The following is a 5009-nucleotide window of genomic DNA, read 5'->3' as shown; positions in this document are numbered from 1 at the left end:
GTTGGGGGGGGGGGCCAGGCCCAAGGCCGCTGCCGCTGCTCTGGCGTCAGCCAGGGCTGCGGCCGGGCGCGGGAGGGTTTCCTTTTGCGATTAGCGCCTGGGGTCTAGTCTGTCTTCCACTTGGCGGCGAGATCGCGGGCATTCTTGGCCAGCACCATGACGTCAATTCCGACCGCCAGGAATTGCGCGCCCATGTCTGCGTAGGCCTGCGTCGCTTCTTCCGTCGTGCCGAGGATGCCGGGGGCGATGCCTGCAGCCTTGATGCGGGTGATGGCATCGGCAATTGCTGCGCGCACATCGGGGTGGGCGGAATTGCCCTGGTGGCCCATGTCGGTGGACAGGTCTGCCGGGCCGATGAAAACGCCGTCGATGCCCTCGACCTGCAGGATCTCGTCCAGCGCGGCCATCCCGGCGCGGTTTTCCACCTGCACCAGCAGGCAGACCTCTTGATCGGCGGTCTGGATGTACTCAGAGACCGAGCCGAACATGGTGGCGCGTGCCGCCGTGGCGCCGACGCCGCGCACGCCCTTGGGCGGGTAGTGGCAGGCGCGGACCAGCTCGCGGGCCTGTTCGGCGCTTTCCACAATCGGCACCAGCACCGTCTGGGCGCCTGCATCCAGCACTTGCTTGATCATCCAGGTCTCGCCCACCGGCACCCGCACCACCGGATGGCTTGGCGAGGCCGCCAGCGCGATCAGCTGGTCGCGGATCGAGCGGATGTCGTTGGGCGCATGCTCACCGTCGATCACCAGCCAGTCGAAGCCGCAGGTGCCCATGATCTCGGCAATCTGGCCGTCGGCAAAGCTCATCCAGCAGCCGATCTGGCGTTTGCCCTGTGATAGAGCCTGTTTAAAGCTGTTCTTGGGCGCGGGCATGGGCAGAGCCTCCTGTCAGGCGAAGTTGATGGATACGGATCCGAAGGGGCCGAAATCAGCGGCGATCTCCGTGCGCGGCGGGCATTCGATGGGGCGGATGAAAGAGCCTGAGAGCACGATATCCCCGGCCTCGATCTGTTGTCCATATTCCGCCATCCGGCGTGCCAGCCAAAGGACCGAGGTGACAGGATTGTTCAGAACGCCGGCACCGAGGCCAGTTTCCTCCACCATGCCGTTGCGGGAGGTGATGGCGCCGGTCCAGCGCAGGTCATGGGCGTCCACTGCGTGGCGTTCCGCACCCAGCACAACGCCTGCATTGGCGGCGTTATCGCTGATCGTGTCGGTGATGATGCGGGCCTGGCCGGTTGCCGGGTCGGCACGCAGGATGCGGGTGTCGAGGATTTCCAGTGAGGGGGCAACATAGGCAGTGGCAGCCAGCACGTCTTCGCGGGTGCAGTCAGCGCCTGCGAGGGGGGATTTCATGATAAAGGCAATCTCCGCCTCCACCCGTGGCTGGATGAAGCGGCCGACGGGGACGGTGCTGCCGTTTTCGAACGCCATGTCGTCCAAGAGCACGCCGCTGTCAGGCGTTGTGATGTTCAGCGCCTGCTGCATGGCGCGGCTGGTGAGGCCGATCTTCCATCCGATTTTTTTGCACCCTGAGGCCAGTTTTAGCCTTATTAGAGCCTGTTGTACTGCATAGGCATCATCCAGCGTCATGCCGGGATAAGCGAGGGAGAGCAGGCCGCATTGCTGGCCGGTTTGCTCGGCTTTCAGCAGGGTTTCGGCGGCTTCGTGGTGCTGCTCCGGGGTCATGTCTCATCCTCAACCGTGTTGCGCAGGATGCCGATGCCTTCGACCTCCACCTCGACCACGTCGCCGGGGACCAGATACTTCGGCGGGTTGAAACGTGCGCCTGCGCCGGTGGGCGTTCCGGTGATGATCACGTCGCCGGGCTGCAGGGTGGTGAAGGTGGAGATGTAGGCGATCTCCTCGCGGATCGGGAACATCATCCGGCTGAGGGTATCATCTTGGCGGATCTCTCCGTTCACACGGGTGACGATGCGCGCCTCATCCAGCTGGGCGGCATCGGTGAAGGGCACCAGCCAGGGGCCGATGGCGCCGGAGTTGTCCCAGTTCTTGCCTTGCGTGACGTTGAACTTGGCGTGGCGGACCCAGTCACGGATGGTGCCCTCATTCGCCAGTGTTAGAGCCGAAATGTGGTCGTAGGCGTCTTTTGGTTTGATCCGGCGGCCTGCCTTGCCGATCACCACGGCGACCTCGCCCTCGTAATCCAGGGTGTGGTTTTCCGGCGGGCGGATCAGCGGGCGTTCTGCCCCGGTGAAGGAGCGCGGGAAGCGGGGGAACAGGGACATGTGCTTGGGCTGGGCGGAGCCGTCCTTGTACTCCGCGTTGCGGTCCGGGAAGTTGACGCCGACGCAGATGATCTTTTCCGGGTTGGGGATTGGGATCTCAAACGTGAAATCCGTGTGAGAGACGGGCTTGCCATCGGCGGCTTCAGCAAGCGCGGGCAGGCCGTCCGCCGCGATCACGTCGCGCAGGGTGGGCCAGTCCGGGAACTGCGGCGACAGGGCGATCATGCCGGCGTCTGTTACTGCGCCATAGAAATTTTCGCCGTCGGCAGTGTAGGTGGCAAAACGCATCAGGCCAGGCTCCTTGCGATTTCGGTGATGACGTCGAAGGCCATCATCACGTCTGCCTCGGTGGTCTCAAACTGGCCGGCCTGGAAACGGATCACCAGCTCGCCGTCGAGGCGGGTCTGGGTCAGGTAGATGCGTCCATCATCGTTGATCGCATTGACCAGCCGAAGGTTCAGGTCGTCCAGATTTGTGGCGCCCTCGGGTGCATAGCGGAACGACCAGAGCGACCACATGGGCGCGGTCGTAATCTGGAAATCAGGCTCTGACTTGAGCTTTTCGTGCAGCTGGTTGGACCAGTTGATGTGATTGCGCAGCCGCTGGCGCAGGCCCTCCAGCCCGTAGGTACGGATCAGGAACCAGATCTTGAGCGCGCGGAAGCGGCGGCCCAGCGGCACCGACCATTCGGAATAGTTGATGATGCCGTCGTGGCCGTGGGTTTTGAGGTATTCCGGGCTGAAGGCGAGGGTCTGGACGAGGTCGTCCGGGTTCTTCAGGAAGTGCGCGGAGCAGTCGAACTGCACGCCCAGCCATTTGTGCGGATTGAAGACGATGCTGTCGGCGCGCTCCACCCCCGGCCAGTAGTGGCGGTATTCCGGGCAGATCATCGCGGAGCCGGCCCAGGCGGCGTCCACATGGGTATAGAGGCCGTATTTTTCGGCTACATCCAGCACCCGGTCCACCGGGTCGGTGGCGCCGACACCGGTGCCGCCAACGCAGAGGATGACGCCAGCAGGCTGGTGGCCTGCGGCGAGGTCGGCCTGGATTGCCGCCTCCAGAGCCTCTGGGTCCATCCCGCGCCAATCGCCCTTCACGGGGACGCGGATCAGGTTCTGCTGGCCGATGCCCGCAACCCAGATTGCACGGTCGATGGAGGTGTGGACCTCGGAGGAGCAATAGATGCGCAGGGCTTTCTGGCCGAACAAGCCCTGTTGGTTGCCCTGCCAGTTCAGCGCCTTCTCCCGCATGGTCAGCACCGCGGCGAGGGTGGCTGAGGAGGCGGAGTCCTGGATCACGCCCTGGAACTGGTCCGGCAGGTCCAGCGCCTGGCGCAGCCAGTCCATCATGCGGGTTTCCATCTCTGTCGCTGCGGGCGAGGTCTGCCACAGCATGCATTGCGGCGCGATGGCGGAGGCGAGGAATTCCGCCAGCACCGAGGGCGCGGCGGCGTTGGAGGTGAAATAGGCAAAGAAGCGGGGGTGCTGCCAATGGGTGATGCCGGGCATCACGATGTCTTCGAAGTCGCGGAAGATTGCCTCCATCCCCTCGCCATCTTCGGGAGGGGTTTGGGGCAGGGCGTTCAGCACTTGGCCCGGTTCGGTCATGGCGCGCACCGGGCGGTCGCCGACGGTCAGGTGGTAGTCCTGCGTCCAGTCCGCGACCCTGCGGCCCCAGTCGGAGAATTCATTCCATTTCATCTCGTATTCCTTTTGTCCGTGCCATCGGCACGGACAGTGTCAGGGTGCAATAATCGGCTGAGCGTTCAAGGCGCTGGGTTTCGGAGTGGCGCCTTCAAAGACGGAGCCTTCCTCAAACCAGCTGCGCGGCGCGGGCGCCCCCCAGAGGGTCTGGCGCTGCGGATCGGTTAGCGACCATTTGATCGGCTCCAGGTCCGGATCGACGGTCTGGTAGTCGGAGCAGTAGATCTCGATCCGGTGGCCGTCCGGATCGCGCACATAGAGGAAAAACGCGTTGGAGATGCCGTGGCGGCCGGGGCCACGTTCGATATTGTCGATGTAGCCGGTGGTGGACATCAGATCGAGAAGGTCAATGATGTTGAGCGGGTTCGGCACCCAGAAGGCGGTGTGGTGCAGGCGGGGCCCGAGGCCATTCGTAAAGGCCACGTCGTGCACGCCGCCCTTGCGGTGCATCCAGGCGGCCCAGATCTTGCCACTGTCGTCATCCTCAGTGAATTCGGTGACGCGGAAGCCCATCTCGTTGTAGAAGGCGACCGAGGCGTCCACATCCGCGCTGAACATGTTGAAATGGTCGATGCGCAGGGGTTTTACCCCGTTGTAGAGCCTGTATTTCTGATGGATCGGCTCCAGCCGCTCCATCTTGACGTAGAACTCAAGCGGGATGCCCCAGGGATCACGGGTGCGCAAGGTGCGGCCCATGTGGGGGCGGTCGATCCACTCCACTGGCAGGCCTTTGGAGGCGAAGAAGTCTGCGGCCTTGTCCAGGTCGGGCTCGTCATAAAGCTTAAAGCCGAGAATGCCAACGGAGGCAGTGCTTGCCTTGGCCAGAACGATACAGTGGTGGCCGCGTTCCTCCATTGCGCGGAGATAGATACGGTTGCCGTCTTCCTGCGTCACTTGCAGGCCCAGCGTGTCCACATAGAAGGCGCGGGAGGCGGCGAGGTCGGTGACGTGGTATTCCACGTGGCTGAGCCGCACGATGTTGAAGGGCGGGTAGAGGTTCGGGGCGGGGACGGGCATGGTTTGAACCTTTCACTTGTGGCCGGGTGCGGGAGCGC

General features: G+C 63.7%; 5 protein-coding genes. All 5 read right to left on the bottom strand.

The annotated features are described in order from the left end of the window. Positions 1–104 precede the first annotated feature (104 nt). Genes AC4HIX_RS01915 through hpaD form a run of 5 tightly spaced genes read right to left on the bottom strand, consistent with a single transcriptional unit; the run spans position 105 to position 4971 of the window. Positions 105–875, bottom strand: a complete 771-nt coding sequence (locus AC4HIX_RS01915; RefSeq protein WP_490397672.1) for an aldolase/citrate lyase family protein — start codon at positions 873–875, stop codon at positions 105–107. A gap of 15 nt (positions 876–890) precedes the next feature. Beyond that, positions 891–1691 carry a 2-oxo-hept-4-ene-1,7-dioate hydratase gene (hpaH, locus tag AC4HIX_RS01910; RefSeq protein WP_490397671.1) on the bottom strand — a complete coding sequence of 267 codons (801 nt, stop codon included), beginning with the start codon at positions 1689–1691 and terminating at the stop codon, positions 891–893. After that, a complete protein-coding gene (locus AC4HIX_RS01905; RefSeq protein WP_490397670.1) occupies positions 1688–2539 on the bottom strand; it encodes a fumarylacetoacetate hydrolase family protein in 852 nt (283 codons plus the stop codon). Before AC4HIX_RS01905 ends, hpaH begins: the two co-directional genes overlap by 4 nt. Then, on the bottom strand, positions 2539–3951 hold the full coding sequence (locus AC4HIX_RS01900; RefSeq protein WP_490397669.1) for a pyridoxal phosphate-dependent decarboxylase family protein: 1413 nt from the start codon (positions 3949–3951) through the stop codon (positions 2539–2541). The genes AC4HIX_RS01905 and AC4HIX_RS01900 overlap by 1 nt, the downstream gene beginning before the upstream one ends. Before the next feature lie 39 nt (positions 3952–3990). Further along, positions 3991–4971, bottom strand: coding sequence for a 3,4-dihydroxyphenylacetate 2,3-dioxygenase (gene hpaD, locus AC4HIX_RS01895; protein ID WP_490397668.1), 981 nt, complete (start codon positions 4969–4971; stop codon positions 3991–3993). Between the last annotated feature and the right edge of the window lie 38 nt (positions 4972–5009).

The sequence above is a fragment of the Leisingera sp. genome (genome assembly GCF_982940295.1).
The sequence above is the reverse complement of the archived record's forward strand: the minus strand, read 5'-3'. Positions and strand labels throughout refer to the sequence as shown.